Genomic DNA, 21,046 nt, shown 5'->3' on the forward strand with positions numbered 1-21,046 from the left:
AACGTCCTGTGGGCCATGATCCGCGACGGAGCGTGCTACCAAGCCACACCACCGGTCACGGCAGCGGCTTGACAACGTCATTGGGAAGTCTCCTCTGTATCGCAGAGTGATGGAAACCTGTCCGGTGGCCAGGGCCGGTCGGCATCCGGGCCACCGGACAGGGGTACAGCCGGCGTCCTGAGCGCGGTCATCGGCGTATCTGCGCTCGGGACGCCGAGGTCTTGATGCCGACCTCGGCGGGGTCGAGGACGGTGCACTGGGAGAGGGAGGCGACCAGTTGGTTGCCGATCACCCACTTCGCGGACCAGCTGGTCGTGAGGTACACGTCGGCTTTTCCTGCGTAGAGCCCGAAGGGGCCGTGGTGGTAGCGGTGCCCGTAGACGGCATCCACAATGACCTCGGCGACCCGTACCGCCACCGTCCCACCGCGTCGTAGGTGCGGGCACAGGCGAGCAGCGACCGGCAGGCACGGCCGGCATACCGGCGGATGTGTCGTCAGCTCCCCGTCCGGCCAGGTCGGGCCGCTATCGCGCTCGTCCTCCAGCAGCCACAGCCAGCCCCGCTCGTCACGGTCTGCGGGTCCGCCGCAGACCTGGCATAAGCGTCTGTGCATGGTGTGCCGCTGTCGGGGGCCGTGCACCTCGCTCCACAGCGGCACGCCCGCCCCGCGGCCGTGTCCCCAGCATTGCCACAGCACATCGTCGTCCTCGGTCCGGCGTGATGCCGGGCCGGGGAAGGTGATGCCGCTGAGCGTGGCCACGGGGGTCGGTTGCGTCACTTTTTCCCTGGTCCATGGGGTGATGTACGGGACGAGGCGGCCCTTGTGCGTGAAGAGTTCGGTCATGGCTCTCCGTAAGTTGTTAGGTGGCCCGGGAGGGCCGGGTGTGGCTTATGGCTCTCTGCCTTCAGTGGCTTCCAAAGAGTGGCCGCCCGGCTCTTCGGGGCGCCCTGGCTGCTGATTGAGATTTGCGCTTCGGTCGCTGATTACGGAGATGACAGCGGGGTGTTCCTCGGGCCGACGGCATGCTGTTCGGAGCGAGGAGGGGCGAGTGAGCGAGCGAAGGCACCGGGTATGGGCCGGGATCGACGCAGGCAAGGGGCATCACTGGGCAGCGGCGGTCGACGAGACCGGTGCGACGCTGTGGTCGAAGAAGGTCGACAACGACGAGTCGGCAATCCTTGCCGCCATGGGCGAGATCCTGGACCTGGCCGACGAGGTCCAATGGGCGGTGGACATTTCCGGCACGTCCTCCGCTCTGTTGCTGGCACTGCTTGCGGCACGCGGCCAGCAGGCCGTCTACGTGCCCGGCCGCACGGTCAACCGCATGTCGGGTGCCTACCGGGGTGAGGCGAAGACCGACGCCCGCGACGCCTACGTCATCGCCGAAACCGTGCGCAACCGCCGGGACTTCGCGACGATCGACGTGCCTGCCCAGCTGGCCGCCGGCCTCGCACTGCTGACCGCCCACCGCTGCGATCTCGTGGCCGACCGAGTCCGGATGATCAACCGTCTCCGTGACACACTGACCGGCGTTTTTCCCGCGCTGGAGCGGGCCTTTGACTACAGCTCGCACAAGGGAGCGCTGGTCCTGCTGACGGGCTACCAGACCCCGGCGGCTCTCCGCCGCCGCGGCCGGGCGAGGTTGACGGCCTGGCTGGCCAACCGTGGTGTTCGCGGTGCCGACAGCGTCGCCTCGACCGCGCTGGAGGCCGCTCAGGCCCAGCGGACCGCACTGCCCGGCGAGGATGGCGCTGCCCAGATCGTGGCCGGCCTGGCCGAGCAGATCCTGGCCCTGGACGTCCGCCAGAAGCGGATCGACGAGCAGATCCGCGAGACGTTCCGCAGCCATCCGCAGGCGGAGATCATTGAGTCCCTGCCCGGCATGGGACCGATCCTGGGCGCTGAGTTCGTCGTCGCCGCCGGCGACCTCACGGCCTACGCCGACGCCGGGCACCTTGCCTCGGCGGCCGGGCTGGTGCCCGTCCCGCGTGATTCCGGTCGCCGGACCGGCAATCTGCACCGGCCCAAGCGCTACAGCCGCCGTCTGCGCAGGGTGTTCTGCATGTCCGCGCAGACCAGCATGATGCGCGAGGGGCCGAACCGGGACTTCTACCTCAAGAAGCGCGGCGAAGGCTGCAAGCATGTCCAAGCCGTCATCGCCCTGGCCCGGCGGCGGGCCAGTGTCCTGTGGGCCCTCCTGCGCGACAACCGGGTCTTCACCCCAGAGCTGCCGGTCGCGTAAGCGGCTTGACTTCATCATTGAGACTCTCTGTCAGTGACGGGGCGGAGATGAGCGTCGGCCGGGGACGACAGGGGAGCGCCCGCAGCCGACGCCGCTCAGGGGGTGCCCGAATCGGGGCGGAGGCCGAGGCGGAGAACCTGCTTCAGGTGCTCCGGGTCGGCGAGTGGGGAGTCGAGGCTGTACGGGGGGATCAGCCAGAACAGGCCGGGCGGCGCGAGGCGGTCGAGGCTCGGCACGCCGACGTGGTGGATGAACGGCCGGGTGCCGCCCAGGCACTCCACGCCAGCGGGGCCGGAGTTGTGCGGCCATGTCTTGTCGGTGCCTGGCGGCACCATGACGTAGAGAAACGGCCGGTAGGGGTCGCAGAACATCGAGCCGGACATCTTCAGCTCGCCTACCTGGTGGCGCAGTTCGTCCGGGGTGGTGTCGAGGCCGAAGCTCGGGTGCAGGACGGCGTACGACACGCGCACGACGTCCCACTTCTGGCCAGCCGCCAGCACGGCCACGCAGTGCCGCGCCCATTCCACGGCGGCAGTCTGCGGGGACGGCGCCGCGCGCAGCAGCCACGCCTCAGCGTCCGCCCAGCGGGACCGGTCCGCCTCTCGCAGCGCATGCACCGGGCTTCTGGCCGGAGCGGAGTCAATTCCGCTGGTCACCATTGCCCCCAAGGTTGTGGTTCGTTGCTTGACTCGTAAGAGGTAACCGCGCGATCACTGTCTGCGGGTACCGTGGGGGATAGGTGGGACCGTGAACACCGTGAATGCCATGGAGCTGTCGGGAGTTGAGGACATGGCCACGAAGAAACGCACGCCCAACCCTGCCTTGGACAAGCTGCTTGAGCAGGCACGATGGACGCGCACGCAGTTAGCCCAGCAGGTGAACAGGCTGGGCCCACAGGCCGGGCTCAAACTCACGTACGACCGAACCGCCGTTGCGCACTGGATCGCCGGCACGCCGCCAAGGCCCGAGGTCAGGCCGCTGATCCTTGAGGCGCTCTCGGCCCGGTTGGGTCGGCCGGTGACTCACGCGGAAGCCGGGCTTCAGCCCGCCGCGTCCGTCGACGGCTCTCAAACCGCCGACACTGTGGAGGAGTTGATTGACCTAGGAAGGGCGGACATGGACCCATCCCGCCGCGGCGTCGTGGCCGCGACCGTCTTCTCCGCTGCGCTGTCTCTGCCCATATTTCAGCACGCCGCGCAGGCCGCCAACGATCCGGTCGCTCCCGGCAAGGCCACTACGCGAATCGGAGCCTCACAAGTCGCGTCGGTGCGTTCCATGACCGAGCGGATCGCTGACATCCTCGACGAGTTCGGCGCAGGACACGCGCGCCCCATGGCTGCCGCGTTCCTCGTGAACACCGTCGGCCCGTGGTTGAGAGCGGAAGCATCCGAGCCGGTGAAACTGGACATGCTCGCCGCAGCATCGGACCTCACGTATCTCACGGGCTGGATGGCGATGTACGAAAAGGCCCATGGTCTAGGCCAGAAGTACTACGTTCAGGCGCTCAAATTGGCCGATGAGGCGAACGATCACGTCACCTACTGCCGCACGCTGCGCGGCATGTCGCTCCAAGCGTCGAACCTCCGGCACGGACGAATGGCGCTGGAGCTCGCGGACTCGGCTGCCGAGGCGGCACCGGCCGCCGGCCCTCGCCTGGTGGCGTTCCTGCGGGGACAACAGGCTCAGGCGGCATCGATGGTCGGGGACCGACGCCAGGCCCACGCCCGGCTGCGCGAAGCGGAAACCGCTCTGGCGAAAGCCGACAACCGGCGCGACGCGATCGGCGGCTACAACCAGACCGCCTACCTGTTCCACGTCTCCCACGTGCTGCTTGAGGAGAACGACCTCCAAGGCAGCATCAAGGCGATGAAGCAGTCCATCCGTGTCCAGCCAGCCAACGAGCGCCAGGGCCGCGTCCACGCCTACGCGCTGCTCGCGCAGCGGCAACTGCGGATCGGGCACCTGGACGCGTCGTGCGACTCGTGGAGTCGTTTCCTGGACGAGTACGAGCATGTCTCGTCCGCCCGCGGTGACGACCACTTCACCACGATGCGCGCTGATTTGACGCCCTACGCAAAGGCCCGCGCAGTACGGGCGCTGACTGGCCGGGTGCGCGAGGTCGCATCAGCCAAGGCCTGAAAATAGGGGCGCCCCGGGGGAGCTGTCGGCAAACCCCGGAGGCGCCACCCACGATACGGGCATCCCGACTGCCATGGGGCCGATCCTGCCGCCTCCATGGCGTGAGGGGCTTTCTGTTCCTCTTCTCCAGGCAAGTCTCACGAGGTTGCCGGGTTGTGCAGCGTGACCTTGGCGCACGGGTCGTTCCTCTCCGCTAGGGCGGGCCGGACGTACACCTCACGCGGGACGCGGGAACTCGGACGCCATCGGTCGGCCCCGCTTCAACTCGTCGTCCCGTACGGCGGGTAGCGGCATTTGATGGGCACGCCAGGTCCCCTCCACGGGGAGGCCGTCGGCGATGGCGGGGCCGGTCCAGCCCTTCGGTATACGCAGCACGATCATCGGCCAGCGCGGGCGCTCGCGTCGGTCCTCGTTGCGGGCGGCGTGCTGGATGGTCCGGATGCTGTCCACGGCGGTGTCCATGGCGGCGGCCACGGCACGGTGCACGGCCGTCGTCGCCGGTGACGTAGAGCGGGTCGTGTCCCAGTCCGCGCAGCAACTGGTCGAGCTCGTCGTCGGGCAGGCGGGACAGCAGGGTCGGGTTGGCGATCTTGTAGCCGTTCAGGTGCAGGGTGGGCAGCACGGCACCGTCGTGCACCGGGTCGAGGAACTTGTTGCCGCGCTATGAGGTTGCCAGCGGCCCGGTCTCCGCCTTCCCGTCGCCGATCACGCAGGCGACCAGCAGCGCGGGGTTGTCCAGCGCGGCGCCGTAGGCGTGGGAGAGAAGGCGCGGCGCCGGGTTCGCGTTCTTCGGGGCGTCCGGCCTCCATGAGAGGGGCTTTTGTGATATGTGAGAACGTCGGAGGTGTGAGTGAGACGACGCCATGGCTCCGGTCCCCGCTGTTCACCCGTTCGCAGCCGTTCTGCATGCCCCCTCGCCTTCTGCGGCGTTGACTGGGACCAGCTCAGGAGGCGCGGGAGCCCGACACGGCGAAGTCCGATCGGACATGGGCACATGCCGCCTTCAACGGTGCCGTGACCGCCGCCCGTTCCTTCCCGCTCGTCGTGAAAGGTTCGTTCATGCCTGAAGACGCTGCTCGGTCCCGCCGCGCGTTCCTGCGGAGCACGGCGGCCGCCGGTCTGGTCACCGCCGTACCCGGCCTGACGCTGTCGGCCTGCTCCACGTCCCGCCGGACGGATGCCGCAGCCGTCTCGCCGAGCCCGACCGGGCACGGCACGAGCAGCTCCGGCGGCGGTCTCACGTCCAACGGATACGGCCACACCGATGACGACTTCGCCCGTGTGGGGTTGAAGCGCGACACCATCGAGGTCTGGGAGGACGGCTTCCGCACTGCCGCCCACAACGACGACCCGAACGTCTTCGAGTGGTGGTACTCCGACTTCACCGGCGAAGACGGCACCGTCGTGTCCTTCACCCTGAGCACTCGGCTCGACGACGGCTTCGTACCCGAGCCCGGCGAGGCCGGACGCAAACCCAAGTCCAGCGTCACCGTGACCGACCCGGACGGCACCAACCACGGCGGAACGCACACCTTCGGCTGGGACGAGTTCTCCGGTTCCCAGGACCGCTGCGACGTACGTCTGGGGCCCTTCACCTTTACCGGCGACCTGAAGACCTACCGCATGAGAGGTCAGTTGGGCGACGTGGGCGTCGACCTGACTCTGACGAGCCTGGTACAGCCCTTCCGGCCCGGCACCGGCATCATCTACTTCGGTGACACCGACAAGTACTTCGGCTGGTTGGCCGCGGTGCCGTCCGGCACCGCCACCGGCACCATCACTGTGAACGGCAAGAAGCGCTCCTTCACCGGCCACGGCTACCACGACCACAACTGGGGCAACCGGCCCTTCCCCTACAGCATCGAGCACTGGCGCTGGGGCCGCGGCAGCGTCGACCAGTACGCGATGATCGGCGCCTATCTCCACCTGCGCAAGGAGTACGGCTCCGCAGTCGTCCCCGTCTTCCTCGTGGACGACACGAACAGCGGCAAGCGCATGGTCGGCGCATACGGCAGCCAGACGGTGACAGCCAAGGAGTCCGACCCGACGTCGTACCCCAACCCCGCCTACCCCAAGGACTACTACAGCAAGGTTCAATGGAGCTATCACAACGGCGACGACAAGGCCGGCTTCACCTTCACCGACACCAACCAGCTGATCGCCAGCAGGCAGTACGTCACCGAGCCCACACAGGCCCAGAAATCCGCCCTGGACAAGCTCGGCATCGACGAGATCTGGTACACCCGCTACGCCACCAAGAACGATCTCACTCTCGACGTCGGCGGCACTCATGCCTCCGGGACAGGCACCGGGACGCTGGAGGCGGCCCAGTTCGGCCTGGCCGGCGCACCGCGGAAGACGGGCAGCGCCAGCACCACCCCGTCGGCATCATCTACCTGAGCGACTACGGAGGCGGGCTGCCTCGCGTGCGGCAGGAGTGCCGAACCGATCGGTCGTGCGTCGTGTGCGGCGAGGCCCCGCAATGTCGTGAGGCGTATCAACGTGATGTCTGGCATTGTCGGAGCAGAGACGACGAGACAGAGACGGGCGCGATCCGGCCCGTGGCCGCGCTCATGCCGGGTCAAGGCCGGCCCGAGAACGCGTTCCGGGCGATGGACAGGGTGACAGGCGTACTGTCACGCCGCCAGTCAACTTGACCGGCCCTGAAGGACTCCGTTGGGAAATCCGCAAACTGGCTGTCGAGTGCTGGTGGTTCACGCGGCGAGTTCCAGGCGGGCCAGGTGTGAGGTCCTGGTCCCGCCGAGTGGGGTTTCGGTCAACCATGCGTCGAGTCGGATGATGTTGATCGCGGTGGCGGCGAGGACGTTGCCGAGGTGGGTCTTGGACAGTCCTGTGTAGCGGGTGCGGCGGATTCCGGTGCGGTGGACGGCTTGCGAGATCGTGCCCTCGACACCAGCTCGGATGTCGTACCGCTTCTTCCATTCCTCGGTTTGCTGTTCCTGTCGGCGCTGGCTCAGAATCTCTTGCTGCTCTCGCGGGAGCAGGGTCAGGCTGCGTCCGTAGCGGCCCTTCTCGGACGCCCGCGTGCAGGCCGAGCGCAGTGGGCAGGGGCGGCAGTCGGTGGCGGCGAACTGGACCCGGGTGATCGGGGTGCCGCTGGGCTTGACCTGGTCGGACCAGCTGATGCTGACCGCGCCGCGTGGGCAGACCGCCTTGCGCCGGTCCCAGTCGATCGTGAATGCCTGCTGGGAGAGGTCCGGGCCGGTGTCGTCCTGCTTGCCGTGGTGGGTGTCCAAGCCGACCGGCCCGAGGAGCGTGATCGCGTGCTCGTCGAGTGCGGTGAGGATGTGGGCGGCAGTGACGTAGCCGGCGTCCACTACGTGCTCGCCCGGCACCAATCCGCGTTCATCCAGGTTCTGGTGGACGGTCTCGGTCATCTCGGCGTCGTCGACGGTGGCGTCCGTGGTCTCAACATTCGTGATCACATGGGGTGCATCCGGCTCACACGTCTCGGTCAGATGAGCTTTGAAGCCGCACCAGCCCGAGCCCCGCTTCATGCCGTAGCGTGCGTCGAGGTCGTAGGGCGAGGACATCCGGCGTCTGCCCGGCGGGAGGTCCTTCGCCTCCCGCCAGCGCACCCCCTCACCGTCGCGGTGGTACTGCTCCAACCAGGTCCGGCGCAGGACCTCAACGGCGGGGATCTGCCGAAGCCAGCCCGGGGCGGTTGGAGTGAAGACGGCCTCCAGCACGGTGAAACCGTCTCGGCCGACCTGCTCAGCCCACTCCTTGCGGACGTTGTCCCCCTTCGGAAAGCGATAAGAATCGATCCGCGTGCCGTAACGCTCGATCCAGGCAGAGTCGACCAGCGACGCCAGCCACTGCGGTGCCGCTGCCGCCAAGGCTTCCAAAGCCGCACGCAGACTCTCGCCCACAAACTCCATCCGGTTCAACGTCCGCACCGCGGCCAGGACGTGCGTGGAGTCGGTCCGCTGCCGGCCGCCCGAGCGCAACAGGCCCAGTTCGCAACATCGGGAAAGGACCAGATCCAAGATCCTCTCCTCCAGCCCGCGCTCGATCAGGCGGGAGCGGAAGTCACCCAATACCGAGAAGTCGAAGCCAGGATCATCCAGCTCAAGGCCCAGCAAGAACTTCCAGTCCATCCGCGCCCGCACCTGCTCGGCGGCCTGTCGGTCACTGAGCCCTTCGGCGTACTGCAGCACGGACACCAACGCCAACGCACCCGGTGCGATCGCAGGCCGTCCCCGCGGCGGGAACGCCTCGGCGAAGGATTCGTCCTCGAACAGTGGGCCGAGCGCCTCCCGGATCCGCACCGCCAACGTCCCCTTGGGAAACGAGGCCCGCACCACCCGCGCGGTCAGCTCCGGCACCCCACGGTAATCCCGAGCCTCTAACGACATTCCACCCCTCCCGACCGACCAGACGGGACGATCATGTCAACCCCACCAGCACTCGACAGCCAGATTGCGGATTTCCCAACGGAGTCCTGAAGGGCCGGGCTTGGAGGTAGTGCCCAGCTGGCTGCTGGGGTGGACTCCTCCGTCTAGCCACCCCTATGGGGTGGCAAGGGACGTGTGACTCACGCCCCGCATTCCACACACTCTCGCCACGGGTGGCGATGTTGTGGGAAGCGTTCCGGTCGGCGTGGGCAACGACCCCGCACCCCCGGCAGATGAAAAGCCCCTGGCCGACACGGTTTCGCTGGTCGACGTGGCCGCACTCGGCGCACGTCTGCGACGTGTACGCGGGATCGACGAATACCAGGGGCACCCCGGCCCGCTTGGCCTTGTAGACGATGAAGTCTGCGAGCTGGGCGAATGCCCAGGAGTGGAGTGCGACCCGTTGGGGCTTGCGGAGCCGTACCCGGTTGCGGATGCCCTTGAGTTCTTCGAGGGACAGGCCGCGTCCGGTGCGTTCAGCCTCGGTCACGATCGTCTTGGAGATGATGTGGTTCTGGCCGGCGGCGTGCCGCGCCTCTTTGCGGGCACGGGCCCTGAGCCGCCGCTTGGCGCTCTTGGTGCGCTTCTTCTGGAGCTTGGCCCGCAGGGCGAGCTGTCGCTTGCGGTACCGGTTGAGCCGTCGCCCGGCGGCCTGGTAGCCGGTGGAGGCGGTGGCGATGTTGACGATGCCGAGGTCCACGCCGATGAAGCCGTCCGGCTCGTACTGCCCGGCCTCGGGCACGTCACAGGTGGCGACGAGGTAGAACACGCCGTCGCGCTCGATCAGGTCGGATTCGCCCTGCCGGTGCGCCCGGAGCATCCTGAGCGCGTCCGGGGAGCACACGAACGGCACGTTCTTGACCCGGCCGCCCACGGTCCAGATGGACACGGTCCGCTGGTCGTACTGCCAGCTCAGACACCGGTCGTCATGCGACTGCGCGGCCTGCGGACGGAACGTGACCGACCGGGACTCGGCCTTGCGGCGACGCTTCGAGCCTTCCTTGCCGAGATTCCCGGCCCGGATACTGGCCTTGAGTGTGGTGTACGCGTCGCGCACCTTCTTGATGACGTGCTGCGCGGCCTGTGCTCCCAGCCCACGGGCTCTGAGTTCGGCGTAGGTGTGCTTGCGCAGCTCGTACTCACGCGGCACGCCGCGCGCGAACGCCACCTGCGACACCCAGTTCGCGGCGCCATTGACCGTACGCAGGGTGCGCTCAAGCACGGATGCCTGCGCGGCGTCCGGCATGAGCTTGACCTGCGTCACGATCTTCACAGGCGTGATCGTATTGCTCTATGTCACCCCGATGGGAGCCAAACCCCGATATTCACAGGGGTCGTAGCGTCGTCCACACCCTCCACGCATACTCGGTCTTCACTCCCAAGTGTCGGCGCGGCCCGTTCACCGACGAGATCCTTCGGCGCTGCGAAGAGCCCGTGCGTGATCAGGCGGGAGCGGAAGTCTCCCAGGACGGTGAAGTCGAACCCCGGATCATCCAGCTCCAGCCCCAGCAGAAACTTCCAGTCCATCCGCGCTCGCACCTGGTCAGCAGCCTGCCGGTCGGACAGTCCCTGCGCGTACTGCAGCACCGACACCAAGGCCAAGGCTCCCGGCGAGATCGCAGGCCGACCCCGGCCAGGGAAAGCCACAGCGAAGTCCTCGTCCCTGAACAGCACACCCAGCGTCTCCCGGATCCGGATGGCCAACGTCCCCCTGGGAAACGAGGCACGCACCACCCTAGCCGTCAGCTCAGGCACCCCCTACATCCGACCTCGACTCCAGCGACATTCCGCTTCCCCCATCCCGCCAACGACCATGGCCATCGACAAGACGAACGACACGGCACTGCTCGAATCACGCCTTTCCCAACGGAGCCGTGAACGCCCGGGGTTCCGCGCTAGATCATGCTGAACCCGGACTTCCTGGTCGACCGGTGCGGCGGCAGAGCGCGGCGGTTCCGCTGCGGTGTGCCGCCGCACCATCAGGTGGCCCCGGGTGTTCCAGCGGGGCCGGGGGCGTCTGGCAGCCGCTCCGGCAGGACCGTCAACGATTCGACCGCGAGGGCGAGTTCGACCATGTCGGCGGGGGCCGTGAGGCGGCGGCCGGTCAGTTGCTCCAGACGGCGCAGTCGGTTGAGGACGGTGTTGCGGTGGCAGCCCAGCCGTTCGGCGGCCAGCCGGGTGGTGCCGTCGCCGTCCAGCCAGGCCGTGAAGGTGCGCAGGAGCTGGTCGCGTTCCTCTCGCGGCAGTGACAGGACGGGGGCGAGGATGCGGCCGCCGAGAGCGCAGGCGAATTCGGGGTCGGCGGAGACGAGGGCGGCTACCGGGGCGTCGTCCCAGAGCACCACGGGACGCTCCGCCGACGCGGCGGCCCGGGCCGCCCTGGCCAGCCGGGCGGCCCGGGGCAGCTCGGCCAGGCCGCCGACGACCGGGCCGATCCCCGCCCGGGGCACCGGGTGCACGCCCTCGCTGCCCGGGACCGTTGACCGGCGGACCGCATCCGCGAGCACGTCCAACGGCTGGTCGCGCAGCAGGGCGACCAGCGTCTCGCCGTCCGGCAGAGCGGCGGGGAAGACGCGGCCGGTGAAGCCGGGCAGCGCGGGCGGGCGGCGGTCGGTGACCACGACGGCGTACCGGCCCCGCCCGGGAACCCCCAGCAGGGTGGCGGCACCGCCCAGCAGCAGTCCGTCGGCGGGCCGTTCCAGCAGCAGCGCGAGGACCGTCCGCCCCCGGACGGCGGGATCGACGGCGTCCGGGCCCAGGATCCGCGTGTAGCCGTCCCGCACCGTGGCGGCGTTCCGCTCCCGGGCCTCCCGCATCCGGTCGGTGGCATGGAGCAGCAGGTGTGCCTCGGCGGGGCGGAGGGCGGCCGCGGTGTCGATCAGCCGTTCCCAGAGCAGCGCCCCGCAGGTGGCCAACGCGTGGAGTACGGCGTCCAACGGCACTCCCTGCCTGGCGCGCTGGGCGGCGATGTCGCCGATGGGCCCGGCGGAGTCCGGTGGTGCGACGGCTCCGGGGCGGCTGGGCCCGTCCGGACCGCCGGGTCCGGCGACCAGCCGGTCCAGGGAAGCGGTGACGGCGGCGCGCAGGGTGGCCTGGAGGTCGCCGGGACCGGACAGATGGCCGGGCACCCCGCCCTCGAGGTCCCGCAGCGCCGCGACCAGTTCGCCGGTGATCGCCTCCCGCGAGGGCACCAGCTGCCGGGCCGCGGCCTGGAGCAGCGCATCGGCCCGCTCCAGGTCGGCCGCGGTGGTGCCCAGGACGCCGGGCGGCACACCGGTCATCGTCGGCCCGCCGACCGGCAGGCGTTCAGCGCCAGAGTCAGCGCCACGAGGTCACGGGGCCGGAAGACCGAGCGGCCGGTGAGCTGTTCCAGCCGGTTGAGCCGCTTGAGCACGGTGTTGCGGTGGCAGTAGAGCGTGGCGGCGGCGCGTTCCATCGAGCCGTCCGCCGTGAGCCAGGCGTCCAGCGTGAGCAGCAACGCGGCCCGTTCGGCGGGGGGTGCCTGCAGGACACGGCCGAGTACCCCGTCGGCGACCTCCCGGACCAGTTCCGGCGGGCCGGCGGCCAGGCCCGCGGCGAACCGGCGGTCCAGGAGCGCCGCCTCGCCGTCGTGTGCGCAGGTGCGCAGGGCGCGTTCGGCCAGCCGCCGGGCGCGGGGCAGGCCGTTCAGGCCCGCGGCGGGCGGGCTGATCCCGGCACGGGTGCCTGGCGGCACGGTCAGGGTGCGGGCGAGGGCGGCGGCGTCCATGCCGCCCGTCGAGACGATCGACAGCCCGTCCCACGGCCGGGGCAGTCGGACCAGCGGCGCCCCTGCCGCACGGCGGACCGGCTCCCGGCCGCGGAACGCCACCACGATCAGGTTCTCCTGGGGATCCAGGCCCAGCACGGTGGCCGCGGCCAGCGCGCTGCCCACCGGCGGTCGGCCGTCCAGGTAGCGGCCCAGGGTCTGGCCGGCCTGGCTCGCGGCAGGGCCGCCGCCACTGCTGGCTTGCCGGTAGGCGTCCGCGATCATGCGGCTGTCGCGGTCGAAGAGGTCCCAGACACTGGTTGCGGCCCGGGCCATCAGGGTGGCCCGTTCGCTGTCGTGCGGCTCGGCCGCGGCGACCAGGGATTCCCAGAACAGTCCGGTGCCCAGCTGGTAGTTGCGCAGCACGGTGTCCAGCGGAATGCCCTGCTGGGCGCGGTGCCCGCCGAGCCGGTAGAGCAGTTCGGCGGAGTCGTTGCCGGCCGTCGTCGGGTCGGCGAGGCCGGTGAGGGCGGCCGCGACGATGTCGCGGATCACCTGGTCGATGTCGTCGGGCGCGTGGGCGGGGTCGTGGTAGAGCGGCTCGTTCTCCCGGATGGCGCGGGCCATCTGGGAGGCCAGGGGGTCCAGGTGGCGGCCGTGGACCCGCAGCGCCGCCGCGCGCAGCAGTTCTTCGGATGCCCGGTACACGTCGACGCTCCCTTGTGCGGCTCCGGAGTTGAACGATCGTTCATTCAACTGTTGTGTCTCTGGTTTACCCGAAATGCGGGCCGCCGGGAAGACCTTGGCCGAGGTACGGACACAACGGAGGCGGCGGCCGCTCGTCCGAGCGGCCGCCGCCGGTGTGTATGCGTGGTCAGCCGGTGTGGGCCACCGGCAGGCAGGGCACGGAAACAGGGTGCGCCGGGTCCAGCGCGTTCTGCACCAGGGCCAGCGAACGGCGGCCGAAGAGCAGCTGAACATGCCCGGAGAGGTCGATGGGGCAGCCGTCCTGCAGGGTGACGTTGGTGACATTGCCACCCGTCAGGAACGCCGTGGTGTACGAGGTCGCCAACTCGTCGTACTTGCTCGCGATGTCGACGTACCGCACTCCCGGCAGGGTCTCGCCACCGGCGTTGAGGTCACTGACGAAGGCCGAGCCGGTCAGGAACTGGGTACAGGCGTCGCACGCGGTGCCGACCAGATTGTTGGCGTACCCGAGCACCCCGAGGTACTGCTCCAGGGCGACCACGCCGCTGACCGAGGTGCCGTGGTTCGGCCCCGCGAGCCCGACCAGGGTGCCGACCTTGGCCGCGCCGCCCAGGTACTTCAGGTAGTACCGGGGCATGAGCGCGCCCTGCGAGTGGCCCACGAGGTCCACCCTGGCGGCGCCGGTGGAGGCCAGTAGCCGGTCGACGAAGGCGGCCAGGGTCGCGGCGCCGTCCTCCATCGGGGCCAGTCCCTTGACCGCGCTGCCGGAGGGCGCGCCGTAGTTGAAGGTGTAGACGCAGTAGCCGTTGTTCCGCAGCAGCGGCGAGAGCGAGTCCCAGCTGTAGCGCGCGCTGGCGAAGGTCCCGTGGACCAGCACCACGGGGCGCGGGTGGGCCGCGCTCGGGCGGCAGGACCAGTCGTCGGCGCCGGGCGGGGCGCTGTCGGTGTCGGCCAGGCTCGGCGCCAGGCCGGTCACCTCGGAGTACGGCACGGGGAGCGGGAGGCCGGACGCGGACGCGGGCGTGGCCGCGGACACACCGAGCGCCGCGGCCAGCACCGCGGCTGCCGAGGTGAGCAGCGCGGTACGGCGGCGGGCGGGGCGCCCCCGGGGTCTGTCGGGGAGGCGGGAGGTGTTGCGCATTGCGGCTCCAGTCGTTGTCTGACCGCGTTGGGGGCGCGGAGTCCTGCGAGACGGCGCGGTTGCGCGGTGAGGGACCGTCCCGTGCGGGACGGACACCGGGTCCCGCCGTGCCGGGCAACCGGCGCGACGGCACCCGGGGATCGAGGGCGCCGGCTCAGGAGCGGCCGGCTCCGGGAGAGTCGCCGGGTGCGGCGGGCGCGGCGGACTTCTGCTCGGCGGACGCCGTGGCCTCGGCGGGCGCGGTGGCCTCGGACGGCTCGGACGGGCCGGCCGGATCGCCTCCGGCCGGACCACCGTCGCTCGGGCTCCTGCGAGCCAGCAGCACCGCCCCCAGCGCCAGCCCGAGTGCGAGCAGCAGCGCCACGCCGGGGGCGACCGTGCCGACCAGCAGCCGGCCCCTGGTGGCGGACTGCGCCCTGTCGACGGCCTTGGCGGTGGACGCCTTGGTCGTCGACATCCGTATGTCGGTCACCGGAAGCACGTCCACCGGGCCGTCCGTCCCCGCGACCTGGCCGACCACCGCCTGGTGGACGCTCTGCCCGAGGACCACGCCGGTCTCGGTGTCCACCCATGCGGTCGCGGTGCCGGTTGCCTTGTACGTGAGCGGCACAGTGGCACCCGCCGACTTCAACGCTCCGGCCAGCCGGCCCTGACCCGCCTCGGGCAGCGTCCCGGCCAGACCTCGGACCAGCGGGGTGGGCAGCGACGGGGGCAGCGCGGCGGCGGTCGTGGCGTTGGGCGCGCCCGAGGACTCGATCAGGAACTTGTACGCGCTGCGCCCGCCGAACGAGGTCCTGCCCCGGTAGTCGGCCTTGACGGCGGTGCCGGTGAGGGTGTCCCAGAAGCGGTAGTCCTCGGTCTTCGGGTGCAGCGGGAAGCCGGCCACCAGGCCCTGGTGGTCCTCGGTCTTCCAGTCGGCCGGGCCCTTGGCGTCCCGCAGTGTCCTGCGGTCGACGGCCCACAGGTGGGTGCCGTCGGTCAGCTTGGTGCCACCGGCGGCGGTGACGACCGTGTGGTCGTCCATCCGCGCCGTACCGCCGTCGACCGCCGTCACCTCGACCGTGCGGGTGGCGGTGATCGGCAGGTCGCGGTGGACGGCGTGGGCGACGTCTCCGGCGGACAGCGCCTCCTTGTCGAGGGCGGTCGCGGTGCCGGAGTAGTGGACGGACGTCTTCAGGTCCGAGGGGACCTGGTCGACCGCGGGGAGCACCGCGAAACGGCCGGTTCCGGCGGCGGCGGCCAGTACGACCGCTCCGGCGGCGCAGGCGACAACGGACTTCTTCATGGCACTCCTAGGAGGAAACATGTGACGGGGCGCGGTGGTGACGGGGGAAAGGAGCCGGGGACCGTGGGGGAGCGGTGCGGTTGACGCGGAGGCTCCGCCGGGGTCCGTGACCCGGTGTGCCGGGAAGGACAGCAGCAGTGGGCACCGCCCGTCCAGAGCCGCTGCCGCTCGGTGGGCGGCCGCACAACGCGGAGCGCCGCGGCTGTGGGCGCACACGGTCTTCCCTCGCCGGGGATGGGATTCGCGGGCCGCGCGGGTGAGGCTGCCGGTGCGGGAACCGCGGCCCGGCCGTCGTCGGCCGTATCCGTCCCCGCCTGCGAAAACCCTTCGTCATATCGCCGTTCGAACGTCACGGAGGGCGGGCCGCGCACGCGCCGCCTTCTTGGGAAGAGGACCTGATGGCCACTGCAGTCGAACACGACCGCCTCTATATCGGCGGCCGCTGGGTGGAGCCCCACGGCACCGACACCATCACCGTGGTGTCCCCGCACACCGAGGAGGTCATCGGCCGGGTGCCGCACGCCGGCGCCGAGGACGTGGACGCGGCGGTGGCGGCCGCCCGGGAGGCCTTCGACAACGGCCCGTGGCCGCGGATGGCGCTGGAGGAGCGCCTGGCGGTGCTCACCCGGATGAAGGACGGCCTCACCGCCCGCGCCCCGAAGCTGGCCGCGTTGATCGCCTCCCAGAACGGCTCGCCGATTACCTGGGCGATGACGGGTCAGGTGATGAGCGCCATCGCGACCTACGCGACCACCGTGGGCGCGGCGCAGGAGTTCGCCTTCGAGCAGTGGCGGCACGGCATGAGCGGTCCGGTCCTGGTGCGCCAGGAACCGGCGGGTGTGGTGGCGGCCGTGGTGCCGTGGAACGTCCCGCAGTTCGTCACCGCCACCAAGGTCGCCCCGGCGCTTGCGGCAGGCTGCACGGTCGTCCTCAAGGCGTCGCCGGAGACCCCGCTCGACGCGTACGTCCTCGCCGAGGTCGCCGAGCAGGCCGGCCTGCCCGCGGGCGTGCTCAATGTGATCGTCGCCGACCGCGAGGTCTCCTCGCACCTGGTCGGCCATCCCGGCATCGACAAGGTGGCCTTCACCGGCTCGGTGGCGGCGGGCCGGAAGGTGATGGAGGCCGCGGCCGCCCACCTGCACCGGATCACCCTTGAGCTGGGCGGAAAGTCGGCCGCGATCATCCTGGAGGACGCGGACCTGACCCAGGTCGTGCCCGCGCTGATGGCCGGGTCGTACATGAACAACGGTCAGGCGTGCATCGCGCTGACCCGGATCCTGGCGCCCGCCTCCCGGTACGAGGAGATCGCCGCCGCGCTGACCGAGGCGGTCGCCGGGCTCAGGGTGGGCGCCCCGCTGGACCCGGCCACCCAGGTCGGCCCGCTGGTGAGCAGGCGCCAGCAGCAGCGCAGCCTGGACTACATCCGGATCGCCCGGGAGGAGGGCGCGACCCTGCTGACGGGCGGCGGTGTTCCGGCCTCGCAGCCGCGCGGTTGGTACGTGGAGCCGACCCTCTTCGGCGACGTGGACAACTCCATGCGGATCGCCCAGGAGGAGGTGTTCGGCCCGGTCGTCTGCCTGATCAAGTACCAGGACGAGGCCGACGCCGTCCGGATCGCCAACGAGTCGGAGTTCGGGCTCTCCGGCGCGGTGTGGGCGGGAGACGTCGAGCACGGCCTCGAGGTCGCCCGGCAGATCCGCACCGGCACCTTCAACGTCAACACCCTCCGGGTGGACTTCCTGGGCCCGTTCGGCGGCTTCAAGAACTCCGGCATCGGCCGTGAGTTCGGAGTGGAGGGCCTGGCCGCGTACCTGGAGCCGAAGTCCGTCTACCTGCCCCAGACCGCCAGAATTCCCGAGATGAAGGAACAGAGGAAGACCGTGCGAGCAGCCGTCCTGCAGCAGACCGGCGACGACACCCTCGACATCCGCGAGGACGTGACCACCCAGGCGGTGACGGCCGGCAAGGTGCGGATCAGGATGCGGGCCGCGAGCCTGTGCCACTCCGACGTCTCCGGTATGAACGGCACCCTGGGCCTGCCCACCCCGTTCGTGCCCGGCCACGAGGGCGCGGGTGAGGTGCTGGAGGTCGGGGAGGGCGTCACCCATGTCGGCCCCGGCGACCGGGTGGTGGTGTGCTGGATGCCGTCGTGCGGGAGGTGCCCGGCCTGCAAGCGCGGCGAGGGCAACATGTGTCCGAGCGGCATGGCCAACCTGACCACCCCCAACTTCGGCGCGGCGGGCGGCCCGGTCTTCGGGTTCATGGGCACGGGCACCTTTGCCGAGGAGATCGTGGTCCCCGCCAACGTCGCCGTCGCGATCCCCGACGATGTGCCGTTCGACATCGCGGCGCTCATCGGCTGCGGTGTCACCACCGGAATCGGTGCCGTCCTCAACACGGCGAAGGTGGAGCCCGGTTCCAAAGTGGCCGTCATCGGTTGCGGCGGCGTCGGCATCAGCGCGGTGCAGGGCGCCAAGGTGGCCGGCGCCTCGGTGATCGTCGCCGTCGACCCGGTCGAGGGGCGGCGGCAGTGGGCGCTGGACCTGGGCGCGACTCACGCGGCCGCCCCCGACGAGCTGGGGGCACTCAGCGCCGAACTCACCGGCGGCGAGGGGTTCGACTACCTCTTCGAGGTGGTCGGCAAGCCGGCGACGCTGCGCTCGGCCTACGACCACACCCGGCGCGGCGGTGTCGTCTGCGTGGTCGGTGTGGGCGCCAAGACCGACTTCCCACAGATCAACATGAGCGAACTGGTCCTCAACGAGAAGAAGCTGATGCCCTCCTTCTACGGCGGTGCGGACGTGCTCAAGAGCTTCGAGCGGATCATCGAGCTGTGGCGGGCGGGTGAGATCGATCTGGAGAAGATGATCACCCACCGAGTCCCGCTGGCCGAGGCCAACGAGGCCGTCCGCCAGATGCACACCGGCGAGGCCCTGCGCACGGTCCTCACCATCAGCTGATCTATCGTCATATCGCTTTGCTCGCGCCCCGGTTCGCGGAGTCTCGAATGCTTCCGAACCGGGGCGCCGCGGTATGTCGCCACCCGCGGGGGAGGCCGGCGGGTGGCGGCGCACAACCGGGCGGCCTTCGTCTGTGCGGCCGCAGCCACCAGGTGCCAGGGCGTGGACAGGGTGGGGGCAGGGTGGAGAGGGTCGGCCCGGCACCCCCACGGAGTCGGCTCTGCGTGCCCGGCGGCGCGGGTGCCACCTCTTCCGCGTACTCACGCGCCCAACCCGGTCCCGGAACAAAGGAACACCGTCGTGCGGCCTTCGCCCTCCTTGCACAGCCCCGCCCCTCCTCCCGCCCCCGTCCACGCCGCCGTCCGGCCGGGGCGGGCCTGGTGGGTCGCTCTCGCCGTGGGCGGCAGCGTTCCGTTGCTGCTGACGGCCCTGGAACTGGGACACGGCGAACTGCTCGGCACGGATCTCGGCGGCGGGCTCACCCTCGGGATGCTGCTTCTGGGCGTCCAGACCGTGCTGGTGGTGGCCGGAGCCTGGACCTTCGACCGCTGGTGCGTCCGCTCGTACGACGCCGCGCACGAGGACGGTCGCGAGAGCGCGGAGGGGCGCCGGTGATGCCCGCCTTCCTCGCCGCCGCGGGCTCCGCCGAGCCGGCACTGCTGGGGTTCTCCTACCAGAGCCTGGTGATCGCCACGTTCGTCGCCGTGGTCGACATCGTGATCCTGCTCAGCCTGGTGGCCGCCGGGCACCGTGACGACCTCGAGGAGTTCTACACGGCCGGCCGCCGCATGGGGCGGGTCGGCGGCGCCTTCGCGCTGGCCGGCGACTACGTCTCCGCCGCCACCCTGCTCAGCGCCACCGGTCTGGTCACCCTCTACGGCTTCGACGGGCTGACGGTGTCCGCGGGCACGGTCCTCGGCCTGGGTCTGTTGACCCTGCTCGCCCAGCCGCTGCGGCGGGCCGGCCGATTCACCGTCGGCGACATCCTCGCCTCCGCGGTGCCCGGGAGCGCGCCCCGGATCGCCGCGGGTGTGGCGACCCTCGCGGTTTCCCTGCCGTACCTGGTGCTCCAGCTCTCCGGGATGGGCAGCGCCACCGCGCAGCTGATCGGACTTTCCTCGGACGGCTCTCGGCAGGTCTGTACGGTCTTCCTGGGGCTGCTGATGATCCTTTTCACTGTCGTGGGGGGAATGCGGGGCGCCAGCCGGCTCCAGGCGGTCAAGGCGCTGGTGGTGTTCGTGGTGGTGATCGCCACGGCGACGCTGACCATGGACCGGTTTGGCTGGAACCCCGGGGAGCTGGTGCACTCCGCCGCCCGGCACAGCACCGCCCCGGACCGCTTCTACCAGCCCGGCATGTACCTGGGCCGAGATCTCACCGGACGGCTGGACCTGATCAGCCTGCAGTTCTCGGTGGCCCTGGGCGCGGTCAGCCTGCCCCACCTGACCAGGCGGTTCGCCTCCGCCCCGGACGGTCCCACCGCGCGGCGCAGCGCCACCCTGGCGCTCGGCGGCGTCGCCGTCTTCGTCCTGGCCACGACCGTTCTCGGGCTGGGCGGCACCGCGCTGCTCGGCTCGGCGACGGTCGCCCAGGCCGACCCCAGTGGCGACGGCGCCCTGATGATGTTCACCAGGGCGCTCGGCGGCACCTTCCCCCCGCATGTGGCGGCGGTGGTGTTCGTGGTGGTCGCCGTGGCGGTCTTCCTCACCGTACTGGCCGTGGTCGCCGCGATCACCCTGGCCTGCGGTGCCGCGCTGGCCCATGACATCCGCGCCCAGCTCCCGCGGTGGCGTGCGGGGAAGCCTGGGAACGAGGTGGCGGCGGCGCGTTGGGGGATGGTGGCAGTCGGGGGACTGGGCATCGTCCTCGCACTGGCCGCACAGAGCTCCAACGTCCAGTTCATCGCGGCGTTCGCGCTCAGCGCGGCGGCCTCCTCCGTGCTGCCCGCACAGATCTACAGCCTGTTCTGGCCGCGGTTCAACCGTACGGGTCTGCTCTGTGCCCTGTACGGCGGACTGACGTGCGCCTTTCTGCTCCAGCTCTTCTCGCTCACGGTCTCCGGCTCGCCGCAGGCGCTCTTCTCGCACCGGGACTTCGCCTTCGTCCCGCTGCACTTTCCCGGTCTGGTGGCGATCCTGGCGGGCTTCCTGCTGGGGTGGGCGGGCAGCCTGCTGGGAGGCAACCGTGCCGAGTTGCCGGTGCCGGCGCCCGCGGAGCCGGCCTGGCAGGACGGGGCGCCGAACGCCTTCGAGCCCCGGGTCACGGCCGGAACGAGGGGACGCCGCCGACGCTGAGCCCGCGGAGCGAAACGGATGCGGGAGGGGCTGTGGGGGATTTTGTGGGGACCGGGGGCCCCACCCCTCTTTTTTTCCCCGTGGGGGGGTTTTTCCTGGGCAGGGCACCCCCCCCGACAAGCCCCCTCCCA

Annotated in this window: 14 protein-coding genes and 3 pseudogenes; 7 read left to right on the forward strand and 10 right to left on the reverse strand. The window is 70.5% G+C overall.

Going from position 1 to position 21,046, the window contains the following annotated elements:
* Positions 1-187 precede the first annotated feature (187 nt).
* Entirely contained in the window at positions 188-844 is a 657-nt protein-coding gene (locus tag ACZ7OY_RS42565) for a hypothetical protein (RefSeq protein ID WP_472250876.1), read from the reverse strand.
* Positions 845-1,049: 205 nt separating this feature from the next.
* On the opposite strand from ACZ7OY_RS42565, the gene ACZ7OY_RS42570 reads away from it, so the two are divergent.
* Positions 1,050-2,243 carry an IS110 family RNA-guided transposase gene (locus ACZ7OY_RS42570; protein WP_472250877.1) on the forward strand — a complete coding sequence of 398 codons (1,194 nt, stop codon included), beginning with the start codon at positions 1,050-1,052 and terminating at the stop codon, positions 2,241-2,243.
* A 95-nt stretch (positions 2,244-2,338) separates the two neighbouring features.
* On the opposite strand, the gene ACZ7OY_RS42575 is transcribed toward ACZ7OY_RS42570, so the two are convergent.
* A complete protein-coding gene (locus tag ACZ7OY_RS42575; protein WP_472250878.1) occupies positions 2,339-2,860 on the reverse strand; it encodes a hypothetical protein in 522 nt (173 codons plus the stop codon).
* Positions 2,861-3,032: 172 nt separating this feature from the next.
* Here ACZ7OY_RS42575 and ACZ7OY_RS42580 point away from each other — a divergent pair, with 172 nt between their 5' ends.
* Positions 3,033-4,382, forward strand: a complete 1,350-nt coding sequence (locus ACZ7OY_RS42580; RefSeq protein ID WP_472250918.1) for a hypothetical protein — start codon at positions 3,033-3,035, stop codon at positions 4,380-4,382.
* 267 nt (positions 4,383-4,649) lie between these two features.
* On the opposite strand, the pseudogene ACZ7OY_RS42585 reads toward ACZ7OY_RS42580, so the two are convergent.
* Positions 4,650-5,145, reverse strand: a pseudogene (locus ACZ7OY_RS42585) (phosphoketolase family protein); the annotation flags it as partial.
* A gap of 296 nt (positions 5,146-5,441) precedes the next feature.
* Here ACZ7OY_RS42585 and ACZ7OY_RS42590 point away from each other — a divergent pair.
* A complete protein-coding gene (locus ACZ7OY_RS42590) occupies positions 5,442-6,782 on the forward strand; it encodes a lipocalin-like domain-containing protein (protein ID WP_472250879.1) in 1,341 nt (446 codons plus the stop codon).
* A gap of 314 nt (positions 6,783-7,096) precedes the next feature.
* On the opposite strand, the gene ACZ7OY_RS42595 is transcribed toward ACZ7OY_RS42590, so the two are convergent.
* The 7 genes and pseudogenes from ACZ7OY_RS42595 to ACZ7OY_RS42625 form a co-directional block, all read right to left on the reverse strand.
* Positions 7,097-8,761 (reverse strand): IS1182 family transposase, encoded by a 1,665-nt coding sequence (locus ACZ7OY_RS42595; RefSeq protein WP_472250880.1) that lies wholly within the window; start codon positions 8,759-8,761, stop codon positions 7,097-7,099.
* Positions 8,762-8,792: 31 nt separating this feature from the next.
* The gene (locus ACZ7OY_RS42600) at positions 8,793-10,046 is read right to left on the reverse strand and encodes an RNA-guided endonuclease InsQ/TnpB family protein (RefSeq protein ID WP_472250919.1); all 1,254 of its coding nucleotides are present in this window, start codon (positions 10,044-10,046) and stop codon (positions 8,793-8,795) included.
* Between the two features lie 197 nt (positions 10,047-10,243).
* A pseudogene (locus ACZ7OY_RS42605) lies at positions 10,244-10,586 on the reverse strand (transposase); the annotation flags it as partial.
* 193 nt (positions 10,587-10,779) lie between these two features.
* Positions 10,780-12,072: a helix-turn-helix domain-containing protein gene (locus ACZ7OY_RS42610; protein ID WP_472250881.1), complete on the reverse strand. Its 1,293-nt coding sequence runs from the start codon at positions 12,070-12,072 to the stop codon at positions 10,780-10,782.
* A gap of 5 nt (positions 12,073-12,077) precedes the next feature.
* Positions 12,078-13,235, reverse strand: a complete 1,158-nt coding sequence (locus ACZ7OY_RS42615) for a PucR family transcriptional regulator (RefSeq protein WP_472250882.1) — start codon at positions 13,233-13,235, stop codon at positions 12,078-12,080.
* A gap of 166 nt (positions 13,236-13,401) precedes the next feature.
* The gene (locus tag ACZ7OY_RS42620) at positions 13,402-14,376 is read right to left on the reverse strand and encodes an esterase/lipase family protein (RefSeq protein ID WP_472250883.1); all 975 of its coding nucleotides are present in this window, start codon (positions 14,374-14,376) and stop codon (positions 13,402-13,404) included.
* Positions 14,377-14,530: 154 nt separating this feature from the next.
* A complete protein-coding gene (locus ACZ7OY_RS42625; RefSeq protein ID WP_472250884.1) occupies positions 14,531-15,661 on the reverse strand; it encodes a porin PorA family protein in 1,131 nt (376 codons plus the stop codon).
* Positions 15,662-16,059: 398 nt separating this feature from the next.
* On the opposite strand from ACZ7OY_RS42625, the pseudogene ACZ7OY_RS42630 reads away from it, so the two are divergent.
* The 4 genes and pseudogenes from ACZ7OY_RS42630 to ACZ7OY_RS42645 all read left to right on the forward strand — a co-directional run.
* Positions 16,060-17,499: pseudogene (locus tag ACZ7OY_RS42630) on the forward strand (aldehyde dehydrogenase); the annotation flags it as partial.
* 42 nt (positions 17,500-17,541) lie between these two features.
* Positions 17,542-18,621, forward strand: a complete 1,080-nt coding sequence (locus tag ACZ7OY_RS42635; RefSeq protein ID WP_472250920.1) for a Zn-dependent alcohol dehydrogenase — start codon at positions 17,542-17,544, stop codon at positions 18,619-18,621.
* Positions 18,622-18,921: 300 nt separating this feature from the next.
* Positions 18,922-19,236, forward strand: coding sequence for a hypothetical protein (locus ACZ7OY_RS42640; protein ID WP_472250885.1), 315 nt, complete (start codon positions 18,922-18,924; stop codon positions 19,234-19,236).
* Complete coding sequence (locus tag ACZ7OY_RS42645) at positions 19,236-20,915, forward strand: sodium:solute symporter family transporter (RefSeq protein ID WP_472250886.1); 1,680 nt, start codon at positions 19,236-19,238, stop codon at positions 20,913-20,915. Before ACZ7OY_RS42640 ends, ACZ7OY_RS42645 begins: the two co-directional genes overlap by 1 nt.
* Positions 20,916-21,046: the final 131 nt, after the last annotated feature.

The organism is Streptomyces sp. NPDC107559 (assembly GCF_055657365.1).

Bases quoted from the DNA above. Each gene is read 5' to 3' on its own strand.
- ACZ7OY_RS42595 (WP_472250880.1), bottom strand. From the start codon at position 8,761: ATGTCGTTAGAGGCTCGGGATTACCGTGGGGTGCCGGAGCTGACCGCG.
- ACZ7OY_RS42580 (WP_472250918.1), top strand. From the start codon at position 3,033: ATGGCCACGAAGAAACGCACGCCCAACCCTGCCTTGGACAAGCTGCTT.
- ACZ7OY_RS42590 (WP_472250879.1), top strand. From the start codon at position 5,442: ATGCCTGAAGACGCTGCTCGGTCCCGCCGCGCGTTCCTGCGGAGCACG.
- ACZ7OY_RS42625 (WP_472250884.1), bottom strand. From the start codon at position 15,661: ATGAAGAAGTCCGTTGTCGCCTGCGCCGCCGGAGCGGTCGTACTGGCC.
- ACZ7OY_RS42645 (WP_472250886.1), top strand. From the start codon at position 19,236: ATGCCCGCCTTCCTCGCCGCCGCGGGCTCCGCCGAGCCGGCACTGCTG.
- ACZ7OY_RS42600 (WP_472250919.1), bottom strand. From the start codon at position 10,046: ATGCCGGACGCCGCGCAGGCATCCGTGCTTGAGCGCACCCTGCGTACG.
- ACZ7OY_RS42620 (WP_472250883.1), bottom strand. From the start codon at position 14,376: ATGCGCAACACCTCCCGCCTCCCCGACAGACCCCGGGGGCGCCCCGCC.
- ACZ7OY_RS42565 (WP_472250876.1), bottom strand. From the start codon at position 844: ATGACCGAACTCTTCACGCACAAGGGCCGCCTCGTCCCGTACATCACC.